The 17343-nt window shown below is 69.2% G+C and carries 22 protein-coding genes and 1 pseudogene; 16 read left to right on the top strand and 7 right to left on the bottom strand.

Annotated features, from left to right (window positions below):
• Positions 1-69 precede the first annotated feature (69 nt).
• Positions 70-528, top strand: coding sequence for an Hsp20/alpha crystallin family protein (locus ACFY3C_RS01025; protein WP_390769208.1), 459 nt, complete (start codon positions 70-72; stop codon positions 526-528).
• Between the two features lie 193 nt (positions 529-721).
• Positions 722-1156: an archease gene (locus ACFY3C_RS01020; protein ID WP_390769207.1), complete on the top strand. Its 435-nt coding sequence runs from the start codon at positions 722-724 to the stop codon at positions 1154-1156.
• Between the two features lie 124 nt (positions 1157-1280).
• On the opposite strand, the pseudogene ACFY3C_RS01015 reads toward ACFY3C_RS01020, so the two are convergent.
• Positions 1281-1716 (bottom strand): annotated as a pseudogene (locus ACFY3C_RS01015) (transposase); the annotation flags it as partial.
• On the opposite strand from ACFY3C_RS01015, the gene ACFY3C_RS01010 reads away from it, so the two are divergent.
• The 4 genes from ACFY3C_RS01010 (at position 1638) to ACFY3C_RS00995 (ending at position 4514) form a co-directional block, all read left to right on the top strand.
• A complete protein-coding gene (locus ACFY3C_RS01010; RefSeq protein ID WP_390769206.1) occupies positions 1638-2147 on the top strand; it encodes an STAS/SEC14 domain-containing protein in 510 nt (169 codons plus the stop codon). The pseudogene ACFY3C_RS01015 and the gene ACFY3C_RS01010 overlap by 79 nt on opposite strands.
• Positions 2131-2328 carry an STAS/SEC14 domain-containing protein gene (locus ACFY3C_RS01005; protein ID WP_390769205.1) on the top strand — a complete coding sequence of 66 codons (198 nt, stop codon included), beginning with the start codon at positions 2131-2133 and terminating at the stop codon, positions 2326-2328. Before ACFY3C_RS01010 ends, ACFY3C_RS01005 begins: the two co-directional genes overlap by 17 nt.
• Before the next feature lie 753 nt (positions 2329-3081).
• Positions 3082-3924 carry a universal stress protein gene (locus ACFY3C_RS01000; protein ID WP_390769204.1) on the top strand — a complete coding sequence of 281 codons (843 nt, stop codon included), beginning with the start codon at positions 3082-3084 and terminating at the stop codon, positions 3922-3924.
• A gap of 125 nt (positions 3925-4049) precedes the next feature.
• Positions 4050-4514 (top strand): avidin/streptavidin family protein, encoded by a 465-nt coding sequence (locus tag ACFY3C_RS00995; protein WP_390769203.1) that lies wholly within the window; start codon positions 4050-4052, stop codon positions 4512-4514.
• A 44-nt stretch (positions 4515-4558) separates the two neighbouring features.
• Here the strand turns inward: ACFY3C_RS00995 and ACFY3C_RS00990 are convergent, their stop codons facing one another.
• Positions 4559-5131 carry a cation-transporting P-type ATPase gene (locus tag ACFY3C_RS00990; protein WP_390769202.1) on the bottom strand — a complete coding sequence of 191 codons (573 nt, stop codon included), beginning with the start codon at positions 5129-5131 and terminating at the stop codon, positions 4559-4561.
• A gap of 54 nt (positions 5132-5185) precedes the next feature.
• Positions 5186-5473, bottom strand: coding sequence for a universal stress protein (locus tag ACFY3C_RS00985; protein WP_390769201.1), 288 nt, complete (start codon positions 5471-5473; stop codon positions 5186-5188).
• A gap of 311 nt (positions 5474-5784) precedes the next feature.
• Here ACFY3C_RS00985 and ACFY3C_RS00980 point away from each other — a divergent pair, with 311 nt between their 5' ends.
• Positions 5785-6456 (top strand): lysophospholipid acyltransferase family protein, encoded by a 672-nt coding sequence (locus tag ACFY3C_RS00980; protein WP_390769200.1) that lies wholly within the window; start codon positions 5785-5787, stop codon positions 6454-6456.
• Positions 6457-7219: 763 nt separating this feature from the next.
• Positions 7220-8554 (top strand): phosphoribosyltransferase family protein, encoded by a 1335-nt coding sequence (locus ACFY3C_RS00975; RefSeq protein WP_390769199.1) that lies wholly within the window; start codon positions 7220-7222, stop codon positions 8552-8554.
• A 70-nt stretch (positions 8555-8624) separates the two neighbouring features.
• Here ACFY3C_RS00975 and ACFY3C_RS00970 read toward each other — a convergent pair whose 3' ends face one another.
• The 3 genes from ACFY3C_RS00970 to ACFY3C_RS00960 form a co-directional block, all read right to left on the bottom strand.
• Positions 8625-9425 (bottom strand): sigma 54 modulation/S30EA ribosomal C-terminal domain-containing protein, encoded by an 801-nt coding sequence (locus ACFY3C_RS00970; RefSeq protein ID WP_390769198.1) that lies wholly within the window; start codon positions 9423-9425, stop codon positions 8625-8627.
• Positions 9426-9512: 87 nt separating this feature from the next.
• Positions 9513-9935, bottom strand: coding sequence for a hypothetical protein (locus ACFY3C_RS00965; protein ID WP_390769197.1), 423 nt, complete (start codon positions 9933-9935; stop codon positions 9513-9515).
• A 16-nt stretch (positions 9936-9951) separates the two neighbouring features.
• The gene (locus ACFY3C_RS00960; RefSeq protein ID WP_390769196.1) at positions 9952-10236 is read right to left on the bottom strand and encodes a hypothetical protein; all 285 of its coding nucleotides are present in this window, start codon (positions 10234-10236) and stop codon (positions 9952-9954) included.
• A gap of 308 nt (positions 10237-10544) precedes the next feature.
• Between ACFY3C_RS00960 and ACFY3C_RS00955 the strand changes: the two genes are divergently transcribed.
• From ACFY3C_RS00955 to ACFY3C_RS00925, 7 genes are all read left to right on the top strand, one after another.
• Positions 10545-10976 (top strand): DUF2267 domain-containing protein, encoded by a 432-nt coding sequence (locus tag ACFY3C_RS00955; RefSeq protein WP_386577908.1) that lies wholly within the window; start codon positions 10545-10547, stop codon positions 10974-10976.
• 162 nt (positions 10977-11138) lie between these two features.
• Positions 11139-11810 carry a CBS domain-containing protein gene (locus ACFY3C_RS00950; protein ID WP_390769195.1) on the top strand — a complete coding sequence of 224 codons (672 nt, stop codon included), beginning with the start codon at positions 11139-11141 and terminating at the stop codon, positions 11808-11810.
• A gap of 149 nt (positions 11811-11959) precedes the next feature.
• Entirely contained in the window at positions 11960-12379 is a 420-nt protein-coding gene (locus ACFY3C_RS00945) for a CBS domain-containing protein (protein WP_386577910.1), read from the top strand.
• A 133-nt stretch (positions 12380-12512) separates the two neighbouring features.
• The gene (locus tag ACFY3C_RS00940; protein ID WP_390769194.1) at positions 12513-12971 is read left to right on the top strand and encodes a CBS domain-containing protein; all 459 of its coding nucleotides are present in this window, start codon (positions 12513-12515) and stop codon (positions 12969-12971) included.
• Positions 12972-13127: 156 nt separating this feature from the next.
• Positions 13128-13793: a CBS domain-containing protein gene (locus ACFY3C_RS00935; RefSeq protein ID WP_390769193.1), complete on the top strand. Its 666-nt coding sequence runs from the start codon at positions 13128-13130 to the stop codon at positions 13791-13793.
• A gap of 172 nt (positions 13794-13965) precedes the next feature.
• Positions 13966-14412 (top strand): SPW repeat protein, encoded by a 447-nt coding sequence (locus tag ACFY3C_RS00930; protein WP_390769192.1) that lies wholly within the window; start codon positions 13966-13968, stop codon positions 14410-14412.
• Positions 14413-14764: 352 nt separating this feature from the next.
• Complete coding sequence (locus ACFY3C_RS00925; protein ID WP_390769191.1) at positions 14765-15826, top strand: NAD-dependent epimerase/dehydratase family protein; 1062 nt, start codon at positions 14765-14767, stop codon at positions 15824-15826.
• 468 nt (positions 15827-16294) lie between these two features.
• On the opposite strand, the gene ACFY3C_RS00920 is transcribed toward ACFY3C_RS00925, so the two are convergent.
• On the bottom strand, positions 16295-16567 hold the full coding sequence (locus ACFY3C_RS00920) for a hypothetical protein (RefSeq protein WP_390769190.1): 273 nt from the start codon (positions 16565-16567) through the stop codon (positions 16295-16297).
• 37 nt (positions 16568-16604) lie between these two features.
• On the opposite strand from ACFY3C_RS00920, the gene ACFY3C_RS00915 reads away from it, so the two are divergent.
• Positions 16605-17321 (top strand): hypothetical protein, encoded by a 717-nt coding sequence (locus ACFY3C_RS00915; RefSeq protein WP_390769189.1) that lies wholly within the window; start codon positions 16605-16607, stop codon positions 17319-17321.
• Positions 17322-17343: the final 22 nt, after the last annotated feature.

Below are 17343 nucleotides of genomic sequence, written 5' to 3'. Positions count from 1 at the left end.
CAGCCGCTCATGATGGAGAGCGAGAGAGTCACAGGGCTTTTCGAGTTCACATCCGCGGAGGTGAGCCTCATGACTCTGCCCGCACGACACCGGCACGGCAGCATGCTGGAGCGGGCCTACCCGCCGATAGCCGCCGAGTTCGACGAATTCTTCGAGCGGATGCACCGGTTCCTGGAGTCCGCCGCACCGTCCTGGACGGAGCCCATGGCCTGGGCGCCGTTGGCCGACCTGAGCGAGACCGACGAGGCATACCAGATCGAGTGCGAACTGCCCGGCATCAAGCGCGAGGACATCAACGTCGAGGTCAGCGGACGGGAACTGCACATCACCGGGGAGCTGAAGGAACGCGAACGGGAAGGCGTCCTGCGCCGCGCCACGCGCCGCACCGGGCGATTCGAGTACCGGGCACTGCTGCCCACCGAGGTGAAGGCCGAGGACGTGCACGCCACCCTTGCCGACGGCATCCTCACCGTCGCTGTCCCCAAGGCTCAGGCGGCCAAGCCCCATCACATCGAGATCGAGGGCTGAACCACCGCTCCCGCAGGGGCGCGACCGGCGGGTGCGGACGGCTGACCCCTCGATCCGCACCCGTGCGACCGCGTGGGGTGACCAGCCGAATGGGGTGCCCCACGCCCCCTGCACCATGCGACAGGAACGTGTCAACCATGATCCGCCGTGCCGGGACGTGTGTCCGGCCGACCGGCCGGATCTCTGGACGATCATGACCAGCGGGCCCGGACACTCGCTGCGCGGCCATCGGAGTGTTCCGCACACCGGTGATCTGCGGGTCGAGGCGTGGGCGCCGACACGCGAGGAGTGCATCGTGGAGGCGGTGCGGGGCGTGGTCGGCAGCTTCGCCGAACTGCCCGCAGATGCCTCCTGCGTTGCGCGGGAGTGCGTGGTGTCGGCCGAGGACGACGGCCGGCTCCTGGTCGCCGTACTCAAGGAAGTCATCTACCGCATGGACGCTGCGGACGAACTCCCGGTGGACGTCTCGGTGGCGCCGGAGCCGGGCGGGGTACGGGTGCGATTCAGGATGGCCGACAGCTCGACGGCCACGCAGACCGGGGCCGTGCCCAAGGCCGTCGCACTGCACGGGCTGCGGCTGGCCCGGGAGTCGCAGGGGTGGGCCTGCCGAGTGACGCTGGATGTGTGATGCCGTCCCGGCGTCCCGCGCCGGAACGGCTCGCCGAGGAGGCCGAACCGATATGGACATCCGGCTGGTGGCGGAGGGACCCTGGCGGTTCCGCATCGAGCAGACCGCCGCCATGCGCGTGCCGGGTGAGCTTGGCAGCGGCGGCCGGGGTCGGTGCTGCAGCGAGCACGGCGCGGGCGCGGGCGGAGTCCAGGCCGAGCTTGCCGCCGCCGTGGAAGGCCATGAGGGCGGCCGGGTAGTACTCACGCAGGTGGGAGCGGAGTCGGCTGACCAGTTGGCCCTTGCCCCAGACCGCGTCCTGATGGGCGCGGGCGAGCACGGTGACGGCCTGGCCGAGCTCGCTGTCGTCGGGCAGCGGGCGGTGCGTCTTGATGTCGGTGCGCAGGACGTTGACCAGGACACGTGCGTCGGCTGCGTCCGACTTCGCGCGGGAGACGCTGCTGCGGTCGCGGTAGCGGGCGGCCGCGAGCGGGTTGGTTGATTGCGTAGACCTTCCGGCCGGTGGCGCGTAGGCAGGCAACCAACAGTCCGCGCGGCGTCTCGAAGGCCACCGGGATCGGGTTCCCCAGTCGATACCGCAGAACACTCGGCTCAAGGTTCGAAGGACGACTACCAAGCGGTGATCGAGCCGCTCGTCGACTACGCACGTAGGGAAGGCCGTCGCATCCGGCTTCTGTACGAGTTCGGCCCGGAATTCCGGTCGTTCACCCCAGCGGCCGGGTGGGAGGACCTCAAGGTGGGGATCGGCGCCATGCGCCTGTTCGAAGGGTGCGCCGTCGTCAGCGACATCGGCTGGATCCGGCAGTCGACCCGGCTCGCGAGCTTCCTGATGCCCTGTGTGGTACGCGTCTTCGACTGCCGGGATCGCGAGGCCGCCCTGCGCTGGCGCGTCTCACTGCCCGAAGGGCCCGGCGCGTCCCACCAGCTACAGCCCGAGTCCAAGGTTCTCGTGGTCGAGGTCGAACAGCGGGCATGTGCGTTTCGTCCGTGACCGTCATCGCAAGGTCAGGAGGGTCGCATCGGCGGCCGACAGCAAGCTCGCGGGCCTCGTGCCTCACTTCGCGAACCACTTCGTCCAAGCCGAAGTACGGCAGTTCGGATACGGAGAACTCAACGACGCCGTCGCCTGGGCGTCGAGCCCGCCCGACCGTAACCCTGCCGGTGCGGGTTGAGGTGGAAGCCCCCTCCGCCCAGGCGCTACGTCCAAGGGCCGCGCCTCGAGTCGTGAGGCATTCCGCATCCCGGCGTTCTTGAGCGAAGGAGAAGACGATCACGATTGACTGCTGGCATCCGCTTCAAACACACCCGTGCCATGCGGTTGATGGCCTCGATGGAGGTGTGCACTGTCATCGTGCCCTTCGTCGTCCTCGGTGCCTGTATCGCTTTGCACGATGGGCAGGGGCTACTTGGCCACGCGGGGCGCGGTGCCCGAGGGCCGGGCGGGCCTGGTGCACTGCCCAGGAACCCACGCGCCCGAAGTGCTGCAACCGTCAGGAGTCCACCGGGGCAGGGCGGCCGATGTTGTGCGAGGACCTGGCCGGAGGGCGGAGGCGCTGCGTGAAGGGCGCGCCGGTTTCCGCGCCCTGGCCACAGACGCTGGCCGACGGCCCTGTCGGACTCGCCCGAGCGGCCATGCGGCGCAGGCCCTGACACGCCGTGGGTGCCGTTCCACGGCATGCGCGCGGGAGGTGCTGTATCCACACTGGTCTTGAAGGGATGCCGGGGCGGGCCAGACTCCACGGGCTCTTTCCGCGCGGACACCGAAGGAGACGCCCATGACGACCGCCCGAGAGGTCATGCAGACCGGTGCGGCCCCCTGACCGACCGATGGCTGAGTCGCTTGCGCGGCAAGTCCGATGGCCATGGTCACTCAACCGCAGATCCAGCGGCGGCGAACACCGACGTCCGTCTACCCGGGAGAGGTAATGACTGGTCCGATCGTGGTCGGAGTCGACGGCTCCGGGCGAAGTCTGCGAGCTCTGGTGTGGGCCGCCCATGAGGCGACTCTGCGCCAGTGCCCCTTGCGCATCATCCACGCCCTGCCCCAGTTCCACTCCTACGCGACCACCGAAGAGGGGCGCTCCCAGGAGGCGCGCAACTGGGACCAAGGCGTCGTGGACGAGGCCACCGCCATCGTGCAGGAAGCCCATCCGGACCTGGAGGTCACATCCGCTCTCCCCTCGGGCACCCCGGCAGCGGTAGTGCTGGCCGAAGCCGAGCACGCCCACACGGTGGTACTCGGGGCAAAAGGCATGGGCGGCTTCGGGAGTCTGTTGCTCGGTTCGGTCGCCTTGCAGGTGGTCGGTCACGCGGCCAGCCCGGTGGTCATCGTCAACCACGCCACCACCGGCCACGGCCGCATCGTCGTCGGCGCCGACGGGTCGGCGCACTCCCGGACCGCTCTGGCGTATGCCTTCGAGCAGGCGTCGCTGCGCGGTGCCCAGTTGCAGGCCGTGCATGCCTGGAGCCATCCAGGGCCCCACGCCTATGTCAGCGCGGCCCAGGACGCTATGGCCAAGGAGCAGCGGCAGGCGTTGGAGGAGTGGCTGACTCCGCTGCGCGAGGAGTATCCCGATGTCGAGGTGGTGGAACATCTGCCCGACGAGCCACCGGTCATCGCGCTGGCCCGCGCCTCGGACCGGGCCGACCTCCTGGTCGTCGGCTCTCGTGGACTCGGCGGCTTCCACGGTCTGGCCCTCGGCTCCGTCAGCCACCACCTCCTGCAGTTCTCCCAGTGCCCCCTGGCAGTCATTCGCCCACGGGCCTGAGCATCGCTGCCCGCTGCCCGCTGGCCGCATACCGCCGCCGCGCCCTCCCGGAGCGGCTGCGCCGACGGCTTCAACAGGCTGGCGTCACCGCGTTAGCCGCCACAAATCACTGTATGAAATGACAGGTGCCGGTCGAGATGTCACAGGCGCGAGCGGACAGGGAGAAGATCATGCCCATTGACGGAGAGTGGTACAACGAGTTCGGTTCGCAAATGAACGTCGAGTCGGACCCGGAGGGTAACGTCACCGGAAGGTACGTCACCGCCGTAGGACACACGCCGGGGACGTACCTCCTCACTGGACGGCATGACGGGCCGACGAGCCCGGGAAACGGCATCGCTGTCGGCTGGACGGTCGCCTGGCGCAACGAGCACGGCAACGTGGGCTCCGTGACGAGTTGGAGCGGCCAATTCTTTGCCAACCCAGACCGCATCTTCACTACCTGGCTGCTGACCCGCTCCGCCACGGCAGAGGCGTGGGAGTCCACTGTGGTCGGGCAAGATGTGTTCACTCGGCAGAAGCCGACCAGCGAAGACGTCGATCGCGCTCTTCACAGCGGCCGACCGGTCTCGCATCCGATGCCGTCCTGAAGGTCGATACCCGTGAGTGCGTCCGGCAGTCACGTCCGGACCGGTCACCGGGAACCCCGGTCGGCCGCACGGTAGGCGGGCATCGCCTCACCGGTCAGCGGTGACAGATCGACCTCGATTCCGCCCTCGATCAGCCGTGCGTCTGCCGAGATCCGGTCCCCCTCCTCGATCGCCAGCACGTCGCCGGGCACCAGGGTGACCGCCTCGACCTGGTGAACGTGCCCGTCCCGCACCACGGTCGCATGCGCCGGCAGGTAGGCGGCCAGCGTCTCCACGGCCCGTTCGGCCTGCATCTCCTGGACGAAGGCGAACGCCGCATTCACCACGATCACCACCACGATGGCCACCGCCACCGCCGCGATCCCCGCCCACCACGCCAGCAGCGCGGCCGCCCACAACAGGAGCGCCAGTGGATGGACCGCCTGCCGGACCAACTCGCCCGGCCAGCGTCTGCCGCCGCGTCGCCGCAGCTCGTTCGGCCCGTAGCGCACCAGCCGCCGAGCCGCCTCGCGCGAGGACAGGCCCCTCCGGGTGCTGCGCAGATCCCGCAGCAGCAGGTCCAGGCGCTCCTCCGGATCAAGCTCCACCACCGCGGCCCCACCGGCTTCGGCGTTCATCCCACCCCACCACCCGTGCCCGTCAGCTGATGGCCGGCCGGGCCGACCCCACTCTCACCGGGCCGAGGAACCCGCCGTGCCCCCGGCTCCCGGGACCAGAAGGTCCGCCCCCTGGGCGGCGTCCAGCAGAACACGCGCGGGGTTTCCTTCCATGACACACGGCGTGACACGCACCGGCCGGTCGACGTCGACGGCCTCGAGGGTCGCCCTGGCGAGGACCGCCTCGACCACGCCGCCGGTCAGCCTGGCCTGACCGACCGCCCACCGCAGAGCCGCCTTCGACGGCTCCGACCCGTCGACCCCGACCACGACCCGTCGGCCGGATGACGCATCGTCGCTCACCACCCACCTCCCGGTTCCTTCCGCCACTGCCCCAGCGTTCCCGCCGCACCCCGGTGAAGGCCGCTGCAGTCCTTCCTGCTCACCCGTTTCGCCCCCTCTCGTTCCTCCCTCAGCGGCCCACACGGGGCCAGAGGAACACACGGTGAGTACGGCCGCGCGGACGGCTGACACCGAATGGAGTCCCTGGGGTGGGCGGCAATCGGCCGGGACAGCCGACCGGAGCGGCGCGCGCAGGCGTAAGGTGATCAAGGAGTGCCGCCGCGGCAACGACAACGGCAGCTATCGGCTGTCGCCACCCTGGGGGTGCTGTGGTGCTCAGTCGCCTCGCAGACGCCGCAGTGCCGGTCTTCGGCCGCCTGGGCGTCACCACAGATGCCGGTTTCGGACCGATTGCGGGCAGCATCATCATCGCCAACCACACCTCCCTCAGCGACCCTGCGGTCGTCCTCGCCGCCCTGCACCGCCTCGGCACCGAGCCCATCGTGCTGGCAGCCGCGGGGCTATGGCACGTCCCCCTGCTCGGCTGTGTCCTCACGCGCGAGGGGCACATCCCGGTTCACCGGCATGACCCGCGAGCCGCTCAAGCACTGCAAGAAGCCCAAGCCGCACTGAGCGTGGGCCGGTCGGTCCTGCTCTACCCGGAAGGCGGCCTCCCGCATCGCAAGGGCGTCCGCGAGGCTCCACCCCGACCCTTCCATCCCGGCCTCTTCCATCTCGCGCACGCCACCGGCGCCCAGATCGTGCCCGTGGGCCAGGCCGGAGCCCGCGCACTGGCATCCGGCAGCCCCCTCGAAGAGGTGGCCAGGCTGCTCACCGCCCCCCTGCGCCGCCCACGGCTTCACGTACACCTCGGTGGACCGCTGCGCCTGGAGAGCGAACAGAGCCAAGCCCAGGCTCTCGCCGTGACACACAACGCGCTGACCCAGGCCTGGTACGCCGCAGCCCAGCAACTCGGCGCGCCGGTGCTCCTCACCGGGCGCTGAACCTTGGACCCACCCACCTGAGCCGTCGCCCGTTCGGCCGGCCCATGGTCATCGCCACCGGCATCACCGAGGACGGCGGCTGCGAATTCCTCGGACTGATGGTCGGCGACAGCGAGACCGAGGCCACCTACTGCAAGGCCCGGGTCTCGCATCAGATCGTTTCCCAGGCGACATCCCGGGCAGAAACCTTGAGCAAGAGCAACGACACCTCTGATCGAGCTCGCCAAGGGCGGAGGCACCGACGCCGCCGAGCTGGTCCGTTCCCAGCTCGACACCGTCGCTGACACCTCGACGACATGGGTGTCGTCGGTGTCCCGCATGTCCGCTGCCAGCAACCGGGTGAGTGCGGCGGGAGCGGTGGCAGTTCCAGCAGCCGTTTCATGCGCTGCCAGAGTTCGTCGAACTCGGCGGCCACCGGTTCACCCCGCCGTCCACCTGGGCGAGTCGGCCGCAAAGGTCCAGTCGGCAGCCCCGTTGATTCAATGACGGTCTGTCACCATTGCTTGGAAGCAAGGACATCGGGGTCTGGACTCCGGGGAGCGGTCCTCTGGCGATCAGGTGGTTCACCGTGACGCCGCGACCGCGTTCCGCAGCGGTGACGCCGTGATCCCCTACACCGTCCGCACGCGGGAGGGCACCCCCCAGGTCCAGGAGCGCCTCCCACTGCGGTGCGCATTCGTTCTCCGCTGGGGTGAGGATGGAAGTACGGGGCACGTGCACATCGCGTTGTCCGCCGTGGTCCCCGGGGCGAGGAGGCCGGGTCGTGTTGTTCCTGGATCGTCGGGATGCCGGCCGACAGCTGGCTTCCCTGCTGAAGCATTTCAAGGGTGCCGACATCGTGGTGCTGGGACTGCCCCGCGGAGGGGTCCCGGTCGCCGCAGTGGTCGCGAAGGCGCTGGGCGCGCCGCTGGACGTCTGCCTGGTACGCAAACTGGGCGTGCCGTTCCAGCCGGAGCTGGGCATGGGGGCCATCGGCGAAGGCGGCGTCCGCGTGATCAACGACGAGGTGGTGCGCGCCGCGCGTGTCACCCCGCACGAGCTGGCCGAGGTCGAGGCACGCGAGCGGGAGGTACTGGAAAGCCGTGCACGGCGCTATCGGGGCAGACGGGAACCGGCGGCCCTGGCGGGCCGCACGGTACTGGTTGTCGACGACGGGGTCGCCACCGGTTCGACGGCACGCGCGGCCTGTCAGATCGCCCGCGCTCGCGGGGCCGCACGGGTCGTGCTGGCGGTCCCCGTGGCCCCGCACGACTGGACCGCGCGCCTGGGTGCGGACGCCGACGAACTGGTGTGCCCGCACACGCCGTGGAACTTCTACGCGATCGGGCAGTTCTACGCCGACTTCTCCCAGACCGACGACGACGAGGTCGTCGCCTGCCTGGAGGAGGCGCTCGCCCGCCCGGTGAGCGCCCGCCGGGCTCCGCCGGGGCAGGCCGCGCCCGAGGACCGGGAGGCGGATGTGCGCGCGGGTCCGCTGGTCCTGCGGGGACAGCTGACGGTGCCCGAGGGCGCGCTCGGGATCGTGGTGTTCGCGCACGGCAGCGGCAGCAGTCGGCACAGCCCGCGCAACCGGTTCGTCGCGGCCGGCCTGAACCGCGCGGGGCTGGGCACCCTGCTGTTCGACCTGCTCACCGAGGTAGAGGAGATCGACCGGGCCAATGTCTTCGACACGGGTCTCCTCGCCCGGCGGCTCACGGACGCCACCGGCTGGCTGCGCGGGCAGCCCGAGGCGCAGGGGCTGGCCATCGGATACTTCGGCGCGAGCACCGGCGCTGCCGCCGCGCTCTGGGCAGCCGCCGAGCCCGACGCGCGGATCGCTGCGGTCGTCTCCCGCGGCGGCAGGCCCGATCTCGCAGGGCCACGGCTGTCGGCCGTGACCGCCCCCACCCTGCTCATCGTCGGCGGCCACGACCGACTCGTGCTCGACCTCAATCGTGAGGCGCAGGCCCGGCTGCGATGTGAGAACCAGCTCGCGATCGTCCCCGGCGCGACCCACCTCTTCGAGGAGCCAGGAACCCGGGAGCAGGTCACCCGCCTCGCCCGTGACTGGTTCACCGACCACATGGCCCCGGCACCTCACGGGGTGGCGCGATTCTGAACGCAGGGTGCACGTCGTCGGCCCGGTGGCCGGGCTTCCCGCCTGGGCGCGGCCCTCAGGTGACGGGCCGCTACTCGACGGGCGAGATCAGGCCGTAGTGGCCGTCGTAGCGGTGGTAGAGGACGTTTCCCCGCCCGGTGGTGGCGTCGGCGAAGAACACGAATGGGAACCCCGTGAGATCCAGCCGCTCCTTCGCCTCGGCCACCTTCATCCGGGGAGCGGGAAGCTCGCTCAAGGTCAGCGGCACCGCCGCAGGGCCGACCAGTTCGGGGTGCGGGTGCACCTGGGCGAGGCGGTAGCCCGTCGGGCCCGACCGGTACAGCACGCTGTCCTCTCCTGTGCCGATGTCGGTGAAGAGGTGGAAGTCGTAGTCCATCGTCTCCAGTTCGAAGGCCGCCTCGTCGGGCGACTCCCAGGCCAGCGAGTAGGACTTGTGCCGCACGACCTGTCGCTCCTCGGCCGGGCGCGGGAAGCGGTCGGGGCGGTGGGTGGGCTCGCTGCCGTGCCGCCACTCGTGCGGGCCCGGCACGGGTGTCTTGCCGCGCCGGGCTTCCCAGTGCTGTTCCAGGCGCTCCAGCCGTGCAGCGAGCCGGTCCTGCAGCAGGTCGACGGCCTCGGTCACGGTCGTGGCGGCCACGTGCGCGCGAGCCGGGCGCCCATTGACGTCCAGATTGGCCTGGGCGATCGCCGGCCGCTCCATGGCAGGGTTGGCCATGTGGGTCAGTTTGACGCGGGCGAACAGGACCGGTTCCCGCGTCCGGCCGGTGAGCGCCCGTACCTTCTCCTGTGCGTACTCGATGACTCCTGGCGGCATCTGCCCCTGGGTCTCCACCTGGATCTCGGGAGCCTGCTGTGGTGCCGGTCGCTTCATGGCAGCCTCCTTGCGCCGAATATGCCACTATCCACACTTGCGCTCATTGGGCCTGCACGCACGGCCGGCGTGCCCGTCCCTGGCTGATCAACCTCCTTGCCATGAGCGGGACACGCCGAAGCGGTCCATGCAGCGACGGGCCCGGACGCTCGTTCTGAGAGCGTCGAAGACGTGCATGACCAGGTTCTGCTCCTCGGCCAGCAGGAAAGCGGAGGTGTCCATCACGTTCACCCTTCGATCGACCGCCTGCTGGTAGGTGTGGTGGGCGTACCGTTTCGCGTCCGGATGCGTTTTCGGATCACTGTCGTAGACGCCGTCGACGCCGCGTTTGGCGACCAGCAGCGCATCGGCGGACAGCTCCACGGGCCGCTGCACCGCGGCGTAGTCGGCGGCCGCACAGGGCTGCCCGGTGCCACCGGCCAGCAGCACGATCCGGCCGCGCCCCAGATGCCGGTCCGCGCGCAGCCGGATGAACGGCTCGGCGACGCTCTGCATGGCTACTGCCGTCATCACTCGCACATCGGGCTCACCGCGCGCGGTACAGGGCGCCCCGCAGCATCAGGGCGTTCATCACCGTCCCGAGCATGCCGATCTCGTCCGCCTCGGCCCTCCCAATACCCCAGCTCCCGGCCAGCGTTCCCCGGAAGTAGTTGCCCCCGCCAACGACCACGGCGATCTGCACACCCAGGTCGTGTACCGAAGCGACCTCGTCCGCCATCTGCCCCAGACAGACCGGATCGGTGCCTGCTCCGGCCGTCCCTTCGAACGCCGCGCCGCTGAGCTCGACCACGACCCGCGCATACCGGCTCACACGGCTCTCCCTTGCTTCCACTGCCGGGAGAACCCAGCGCGTGCGTCCTGTCTAGTGGTCCTGAACGCACGGTCGCGTGGTGCCGTGCGGTGGTGAGGCTGCCAACCGGCCCCGCCCGCCCTAGCATGGAGCCCTGGGCGGGGAAAAAGAGAAGCCGCCGCGGCGCCATTGATGCCCGCGCGGACGCCACCGGGCCAGTGCTGCGACCCCGCCGCTTCCCGACAAGTCAACATTCGCGTCTGCGGATGACGCCTCTTGGCATCCGGCGAAGCAGGCGAATTCCGCGGACAGGCTGGAAGGGAATCTCCATGCCTCCCACACACCCACCCGACTTCGAGCACGCCATCCACAGCGCGAACATCTGGCTCAAGGCCGTGTCGGAAGCCCTGGACACGGAGGACCGCCACTACGCCCACCGCATCCTGCGCACCTGGCTGCACGCGTTCCGTGACAGGCTCACCGTCGACGTGGCCGCCCACTTCGCCGCGCAGCTCCCCGATCTGCTGCGGGGCGCCTACTACGACGGCTGGGACCCCAGTGTTGTACCGGTCAAGTACGACCGCGAGGGTTACGTAGACCGCTTCGTCCAGGAAGCCAAGGTCACCGCCGAGGACGTCCCGCGGATCGCCGCCGCGGTCACCGCCGTCGTACGCGAGCACGTCTCGCCCGGGCACCTGGAGGCGGCGCTGGAACAACTCCCGCACGACATCCGCGCTTTGCTCCTCCAGCCGACTGCCTGACCAGTGGCGCGAGACGGCGCGCATCCCTTTGCCGCGTGGCTCAACCGCGCCTCGGTGCGTCTGCCCGGGTGCTCAGGACGAGTGGACGCTACGTCGGCTTCTCACGGGCGGACGGTGTGAGGAGAACCGGCTCCATCGGCGCTTGAGGAGGGAAGTGGGGACATGCTGCACCGGAGAGTCGGAGAGCTCATGACGACGGCCGTGGTGCGCGTGCGGCGCGACACGGGCTTCAAGGACGTCGCCCTGCGGCTCGCGGAGCACGACATCACGGCGGTCCCGGTCGTCGACGACCAGGAGCACCCGATCGGCGTGGTGTCGGAGGCGGACCTGCTGCGCAAGCAGCAGCGTCAGCCGGATCCGGGGGGACATCTGGCAGGCGCTCACCTGCCGCCTGCGGAACGCGCCAAAGCGCATGCGCTGACCGCCGAGGGGCTGATGACCAGCCCGGCCGTCACAGCACGGCCGGACTGGTCGGTGGTGGAGGCGGCCCGCACCATGGACCGTCACCACGTCAAACGGCTGCCCGTCGTGGACGACGCCGACCGGCTGGTAGGCATCATCAGCCGCGCCGACCTGCTGCGCGTCTTCCTGCGGCGAGACCTCACGATCTGCGAGGAGATCACGGCCGAGGTCCTGACCCGGACCCTCGGTCTGGACCCAGCCTCGGTCACGGTCCAGGTCACCGACGGACGGGTGACGCTCAGCGGCATCGTGCCGCACAGCAGCCTCATCCCCATCGCGGTACGTCTGTGCGAAAGCGTCGACGGCGTCATCGACGTCACCAACCACCTCAACTACGCCGTCGATGACACCGGGAGTACACCACGGCCATAGCCCCCTCCGTGCTACGCGGCCCCGGCACCACGGGCACTGCCCGTTACCGGTTCCGTGACTGCGGCGGCCCGGCCGCCGATTGCCGGCGTGCGTAGGGCAATTCGAGAACCCATACGGGGCATTAAGCCCGCATCGGAAAGGTAGAAGCCATGACCACTGCGCGGGACATCATGCACACCGGCGCCACCTGCATCCAGGAAAGCCAGACGCTGGAGGACGCAGCGCGCAAGATGAAGGAACTGGACGTCGGCGCCCTGCCGATCTGCGGGGAGGACGACCGCCTCCACGGGATCATCACCGACCGAGACATCGTGCTGAAGTGCCTCGCCAAGGGGAAGGACCCCCGGACCATGACCGCAGGCCAGCTCGAACAGGGCAAGCCGATCACGATCGACGCGGACACCGACAGCGACCGTGTCCTCCAAGTCATGGAGCAGCACAAGATCCGGCGGCTGCCGGTCATCGAGAACCACCGCCTCGTCGGCATGATCAGCGAGGCGGACCTCGCACGCCGCCTGCCGGAAGAACAGGTGGGCCACTTCGTCGAGGCCGTCTGCGCGGCCACCTGAATTCGGGCAACGTGCACAACCTCCTGGCCATCACCGCGTCACGGCCCGTTTTCAGGTGGCCGCCGCAGCGACCGGGCCGGGCGCGGGATGGACCGGTGTCGCCAACCGACGCTGTTGAGGGCAGGGATCAAGGTTGCTGATCCAGCACGTGATGAACGCGCCGCCGGCCACTGTGCTTCCGACGGAGTCCCTTGAGGACGCGGCGCGGCACATGGCCGATGCCGGCGTCGGCGCCTTGCCTGTGGTGGAAGGCGACGCGGTGATCGGCATCCTGACCCATCGAGATCTCGTGGTACGGGCGATGGCCCGCAGGCTGCCACCGCACACCCGAGTGGAAACGATCACGTCTCCGGCCCCTGCGACCGTAGAGGCCGACACAGCTGTTGCGGTCGCCGTCATGAAAATGCGTGCGGCTCAGGTGCGTCACCTTCCCGTGGTGGCCGAGGGGCGACTCATCGGGATGGTCTCTTTCGACGACCTGTTCTGGCGGCTGACCCAGGAACTGGCAGACCTGGCCGCCGTGGTCGACGCCGCTCGGAAAATCCCCGAGACCTTTCACGGTGCAAGGCAGGCGCCGCTGCTGGACGGCTGAGACGGGTATTGCTTCAGTGCCGTCCACCGCTGCCCGTAGGAGCCTGCGCACACAAACACAAGGCGAAGGAGGATACCGGAGACGCAAGGAGCACAGTGGAAGGCAGGCGCGAGTCGGCGTCCGCGCGATGCGCGCACGCAGGAAGGAGCTGCCACGATGTCCGCCCAGCACAGCACCGTCAGCGAAGTGATGACACGCGATGTCGTCACCGTCAGCCCTGACACCCCGTTCAAAGAGATCACCTCCGTCCTGACCACCCATGGCATCAGCGCCGTGCCCGTGGCCGACACACGTGGTGCGCCCATGGGACTGGTCTCCGAAGCCGACCTGCTCCGCAAGCAGGCCGAGCAACCCGACAAGTACGGCGAGCAGGAAGCAGCCCCCGCATGGCCGAACGAGAGGGCCAAGGCGCGCGCGGAGAACGCTGCCGGACTGATGACCACCCCCGTGGTCACCGCTCACGCCGACTGGCCGGTCGCCCAGGCGGCCCGGACAATGGACCGTCACCGGGTCAGACGGCTGCTGGTCGTGGACGAGACCGACCGCATCATCGGCATCGTCAGCCGCTCGGACCTGCTACGTGTTTTTCTCCGCCCGGACGAGGAGATTCGAGAGGAGATCCGGGACGACGTACTGGAAGGGATGCTGCGGCTGGGCGGAACGGAGGTGCAGGTCCAGGTTCACGATGGTGTCGTCACCCTGCGCGGCGAGGTCGAGAACCGCAGCACCGCCCAGATCGCGGAACGGCTCGCCAAGGGCGTGGACGGCGTCGTCACCGTCAGGCCAATGATCGACTACACCGTCGACGACAGAGCGACATAGCGCATGCCGCCACCGCGTGTCCCGTGGAGCCGGGGCGCTCGGCATCCCGTGCGGGGCCGTTCGGCTCACGACAAGGGTCAGGGCGCGGTACACGATGTAGGCAAAAGCTAGGCCCTTTACCCGATGCGACAGGAGCGCAGTGGGTTCGTGAATGACACGGTAGGTGTCTGACGTGGCCGAACGCACATTCCCGGGTATTGAACAACACCCGGACATCGTTGCGCTGCGTGTCAGCTCCGAGCGGGCGACGACGACGGTGACAGCGCAGATCATGGAGGGACTGGCCCTGCTGACCGGCCTGTATCCGGCGGCATCGGCATGGATCGTCGGCTTCCACACGACCCTGCCGACACTCGCCGTCACCAACCTGATCGCCGGTCTGGCGTACGCGTTCTTCATGGGCGCCGGCTTCGGCTCCGCCTACGAGCGCACGCACGCGATGTGCTGGGCGGCGGCCGGAATCGGCGTGTGGACCGTCATCGCCCCCTTCGTCGTGTCCGGCACCAGGAGTTCGCACCCCGCGGCAGTGATCGTCAGCAACGTAGTGATCGGCGGCCTCGCCATCGTCTTCGCCGCAGGCACGGGTTTGCTGGCCCTGAGGATCAAGCGCCGGTCGTGAGGATCCTCCCGCATCCGGGGTGGGGCCGAGTCAGCCCGCTCGGCCCCACCACGCGTGAACCAGGCGTCTCCCGGCCCAGGCGATCACCGGGACGTCTCCAGTATCCGAAGCCAGGCCGTTACGAGGGGCTGACTGGTTGCGCCCGCAGCGTCGTAGACCAGTGTCTGCACGGGGTGGCGTTCAGGCACACAGCGGCGACGTGCCAGCTCGCGGCCCCCGGCGTGCACATGACGCAGACGGCCGCTTGCGGGCACCGCGTAGTCGCGTGCGGCGCCGCCGATGTCGTCTTACGGTCGTGGAGGGGGACTCAAACAAGCTATCCGCCTCAGCACCGGAAGGGCAGGCGAGATCCATGGCAGCTCCTGGCATGCGGGTGGTGGTCGTCGGGGCCACCGGAAACGTCGGCACCAGCATCGTCCAGACACTCGGCGCGGACCCTCAGATCGACTCGATCCTGGGCTTGGCCCGCCGCCTCCCGCAGTGGACTCCAGCGAAGACGCGGTGGGCGAGCGTGGACATCTCGGACGACAACACCGACCTGGCCGGTCACTTCGCCGGCGCCGACGTCGTCGTCCACCTGGCGTGGCTGTTCCAGCCCACGCATCACCCGGCGACGACCTGGCGCACGAACGTGCAGGGCAGCACCCGGGTCTTCGACGCCGCGGCCGCGGCCGGCGTCCCCGCGCTGATCTACGCATCCTTCGTCGGGGCCTACTCACCCGGGCCCAAGGACCGTGCCGTGGACGAGCTCTGGCCCACCGACGGCTGGCCGGAGTCGACGCTGTGCCAGGAGAAGGCCTACGTCGAACGCGTCCTGGACACCTTCGAACTCCAGCACCCCGAGGTCCGGGTGGTGCGGATGCGGCCCGGCTTCATGTTCAAGCGGGAAGCCGCCTGCGAGCAGCACCGCTTGTTCCGCGGCCCGCTGGTGCCCAAGCGCCTGACCCGCCCGGAGCGCATGCCTGCGATCCCGAACATCGCGGGCATGCGGTACCAGGCCCTGCACACCGACGACGCGGCCGAGGCCTTCCGGCAGGCCATCGTGCGCACGGTGCACGGAGCCTTCAACCTGGCCGCCGAACCCGTCGTGGACGCGCCCATGCTGGCCGAGTTGTTCGACGCACGGACCATCCCGGTGCCGGGCTGGCCGGTCCGGGCTGCGGTCTCCGCCGCCTGGCGGACGCATCTGCTGCGAACGCCCCCATCCCTGTTCGACGCCGTCCTGCACTTCCCGATCATGGACACGTCGCGGGCACAGCGCGAACTGGAGTGGACGCCCCGGTACACCGTCCAGGAGGCCCTGCAGGAGTGGCTGGCCGGCCTCCGTGAAAACGCGGGCATGCCCACCCCGCCACTGGCCTCTCCGACAGGACGCGTCGGCAAGACCAAAGCCAAGGTCAGCGCCCGGACATGATGCTGCCCCCGTTCGGCCATCAGGCCGCAGTGCCGATTCGGCGACCGTTGGAGGTAGGCGCGCTGGGCGCGCGGCCGAGTTCGTGGCCTTCGGTGAGGAATCGACGGGAGCCGCCGGCGCCGCGGTGAAGGTCGAGGATGTCCACGCGGCTGGAGGACAGGGTGCTGGCGGTGAACGTTTCCAAGACGCAGGCCGCAAGGGCCCACCGCATCGTGATCGCAGCCTGACCCTCCGCCCATCGGCAGCATGCGGCGTACAGGTGGGCGAGTTACGGCCGTCCCTGCCTGCACCTGGGCCGTCCCCACAAAGCAACGGGACTTGCGCCCTTTTCCGGGACAGGCGAAACGTCCAGGCGGTGTGCCGGGACGTCAGGTGGGCGGCATCGCTCCGTTGGATGGACGTTGCCACAAAAGGAGCGTGCCCTCACCCCGATGACCTGGGTGGGTGCACGCTCCTTTTGTGGCCCGGTCAGAAGTCGGGATTGCGGGTGACTTCGACGGTGGCCGTGGCGGTGATGCCAGAGCTGGTGCCCCGGGCGGTGAACGTGTAGGTGCCGGGGATGATGGCGAGGCCGGCCTGAATGGAGATGCGCCCCTGGCTGTCGGATGTCTGGGTCGACAGCGCGAAAGACTGCCCGTCGCGGGTGAGGGTGACCTGCTCGCCGGGTTTGAAGTTGGATCCGTTGAAGGTGCAGTTGTTGCCGGAGAGGACCGCGTCCTCAGCACGGGGGCGTGGTAGCACCCCCCCCACATGTCCCCCCACCCATGGAAGGGACACCATGGTCAAAAGCAGAATACGCAAGATCACCATGGCGATGCTCGCGCCGGCGATGGCTCTCGGTGCCACCGTCGGACTGGCCTCCGCCCCGGCTTCGGCAGCAATCTGGAACTCCTGCGACCAGTGGGCCAGCACCCATCTGAACGGCTACACGCTCTACAACAACATCTGGGGCTCCGGTGCGGGCGGCCAGTGCATCTGGGCCAACTCCGGGACCGGATGGGGCGTCTGGGCCGACCATCCCAACACCGGCGGCATCAAGTCCTACCCCAACTCGACGAAGGCGATCAACAAGACGATCGACTCCCTCGGCTGGCTCACCAGCGACTACAACGTCAGTGTCCCGTCGTCCGGCGCGTACAACACGTCGTACGACATCTGGGACACCGACCACCAGTACGAGATCATGCTCTGGGTCAACTACAACGGGGCTGTCGGCCCGATCGGCGGCTATGAGGGCAACGTCACCCTCGGCGGCCACAACTGGAACGTCTACAAGGGCACCAACGGGTCGAACCAGGTGTTCTCGTTCCTGCGGACGTCCGACTCCAGCTCCGGCAACGTGGACATCAAGCCGATCCTCCAGTGGATCGCCTACACCAAGGGCTGGATGCCCGGCAATGAGACCATCGGTGACGTGCAGTTCGGCTACGAGATCACCTCGTCGTCCGGCGGCCTCGACTTCAACACCAACAACCTGACCATCAACGGCGGCTGACCAGGCATCAGGGTCGAGGTCG

Source organism: Streptomyces sp. NPDC001410, from assembly GCF_042895235.1.
In the GTDB taxonomy this organism is placed as follows: domain Bacteria; phylum Actinomycetota; class Actinomycetes; order Streptomycetales; family Streptomycetaceae; genus Streptomyces.
Note: the sequence above shows the minus strand (reverse complement) of the source record. Positions and strands in the feature narration are given on the sequence as shown.